General features: G+C 67.2%; 2 protein-coding genes. One reads left to right on the top strand and one right to left on the bottom strand.

Annotated elements, in window-relative coordinates; all coding sequences use genetic code 11:
• The first annotated feature begins 165 nt into the window (after nucleotides 1-165).
• A complete protein-coding gene (locus tag AC08OO_RS20620; protein ID WP_035732692.1) occupies nucleotides 166-477 on the top strand; it encodes a hypothetical protein in 312 nt (103 codons plus the stop codon).
• A gap of 137 nt (nucleotides 478-614) precedes the next feature.
• On the opposite strand, the gene AC08OO_RS20615 is transcribed toward AC08OO_RS20620, so the two are convergent.
• Nucleotides 615-1,610, bottom strand: a complete 996-nt coding sequence (locus AC08OO_RS20615) for an AAA family ATPase (RefSeq protein ID WP_476618936.1) — start codon at nucleotides 1,608-1,610, stop codon at nucleotides 615-617.
• Nucleotides 1,611-2,400 lie beyond the last annotated feature (790 nt).

Genomic DNA, 2,400 nt, shown 5'->3' with positions numbered 1-2,400 from the left:
TCTTCCGGGCATAGGCCTATCTTCCAGACAAAGCCCCACTATCTCGGGTGCGCCCACGCCGCAAGCAGGGTGGGCGGGGCGGGACTGCGCTGGGCTTGAGCGACGGGCCAGAACGCGACAGGCCAGAACGCGACAGGCCAGAACGCGACGAGACGCGGGAACTGCGTGGAGCCGGTGATGATCGAGGGGTACCGATCGTTCGAGCTGATAGGGCACGGCGGTTTCAGCACGGTCTACCGCGCGGAACAGGAGATATTCGATCGCCGGGCCGCCGTCAAGGTGATGCATTCCGATCTGCGGGATCCCGCGGCCGAGCGTCGTTTCGTGCGCGCATGCAAGGCGACCGGGCGCCCCACCGGACATCCGCGCCAACACGGATACAGCCAGGCATGGGAGTACCTACCGGCTACAGTCGTCACCCTGGACGGACAGAACGAGCCCATTCCGGGGGTACCGGCCTGTTCGGGCTATCTGTAGCCGTTGCGCGAGTACGGCCGGGAACGGGCCCCTCGGTCGAGGCCACGCCGTCGAGGCCATGCTGTCCATCCGGCGGAGTCCAAGGTCCATCCGCCGGTCCGTCCGGCACCCGATGTCGGCCGACCGGAGTGCCACGGTCAGATGCCGACGAGACGACGCGGGGACGGGATGGTCTCGACGACCTCGTCCACGACGTCCTCGGCGATGACGCGGCGCAGTTCCGCCTCGGGGCTCAGCACCAGCCGGTGTGCCAGGACCGGCTTGGCCAGCACCTTGACATCGTCGGGGGTCACGAAGGCCCGTCCCTGCGACGCGGCACGCACCTGGACGGCCCGAAGCAGCGCGATACTGCCCCGTGGGCTCGCCCCCAGGCGGACGACATCCGGCAGCGTGCGGGTCGCGGCGACCAGATCGACGATGTACCGCCGAAGGGCGGGTGCCACATGGATGGCGAGTGTCCGGGCCGCGTGGGCCACCACGTCCTCCGCCCGCATCACCGGTCTCAGATCCTCGATGCGCCGACCCGCCTGCCGACCATCGAGGATCTCCAGCTCCGCAGCGAGGGAGGGATATCCCATCCGCAGTCGCATGAGGAACCGGTCCAAGCGGGCCTCGGGCAGGCTGTACGTGCCGTCCAGGTCGATCGGGTTCTGCGTCGCGACGACCATGAAGGGCCGCGGTACCGGATAGCCGGTCCCATCGACGGTGACCCGCCCCTCCTCCATGACCTCCAGCAGAGCCGACTGCGTCTTCGGCGAGGCGCGGTTGATCCCATCGCCAATGACAAGGTTGGTGAACACCGGGCCCGCGCGGAGTCCGAACTCGCCGGCACGCTGGTTGTAGACCATCGTCCCGATGATGTCCGCGGGCAGCAGGTCGGGCGTGAACTGGATGCGATGACAGCCGGCGCCCACCGACGCAGCGAGGCTGCGGGCCAGGGAGGTCTTCCCCAGACCGGGGACATCCTCGACGAGGAGATGGCCATCGGCGAACATACAGATCGTCGCGAGATCCACCACCTCACGCTTGCCGCGGATGACCTTCTCGACGTTTGCGACCACATCATGGAAGGAGGCTGAGAACGTGGCAACCGCGGACCGGTCGCCAGACGTACTGTCGCGGCCGTCGCCCATGCGGGTCACGCGCTGCCTCCTGGCCCAGTGGTGTCGGGGAACGAGGACCGTCCGAGCGATGCGGACAGCGTGCTCAATCACCGGAATGGGCTCCTCGTGGGTTGATGGAGGCGGACCGTGCCGGGCGAGGGGGCAACCGGCCCGGTCCGCCCACGGGCGGCGGGGGGAACCGCCCGGGTACGGCGGCCCGCGGCGGCCTTCGCCGCCGCAGAGCCGATCCGTTCCGCTGCGATAGACGACGAGCCGACCCGCTTCGTTGTGCCATAACCCGACTGAATTGTCGATCCAGTGATCCTATGACCGGAGGGTATCGTCGATCGCTTCGCTGCGTGCAGATCTTGATACTCTCCGTAGAGATCTGGGTGTGGCGTCACGAAAGGCGGCACGAGGGTCGCAACCTGTCGACCGAGAGAGGCGTCTTACGAGACAAGAACGACAACCCCGCCCAGACGGACCATCCCGAGATGGGCAACATCGACCCAGGATGCTTATGACCTGTCCGCGTATTGTTGGGTTATACGTGGAGATGTGGTGAGCGATGTACCCCTCCTACGGCGCTCACCCGGAGGTGTCTGTGTGGGCGGGGTGGCCCGCCCACACAGACACCGGCACCAGCAGCCAGACGGCGTCGGGCCCATGAACGAAAATCGATGGCCAGCCGGTCCAGGCCCCTCAGTTCGACGACGCGGAATCCGACAACGTCGTTCAGGCCGTGCGGGACCCGGGTCGAAGCCGGCGGTTGCATGGTGAGGACATGGGTGAGCATGGTGAGGACATGGGTGAGGACGAG

The organism is Frankia sp. CeCAU1, assembly GCF_977971845.1.
The sequence above is the reverse complement of the archived record's forward strand: the minus strand, read 5'-3'. Positions and strand labels throughout refer to the sequence as shown.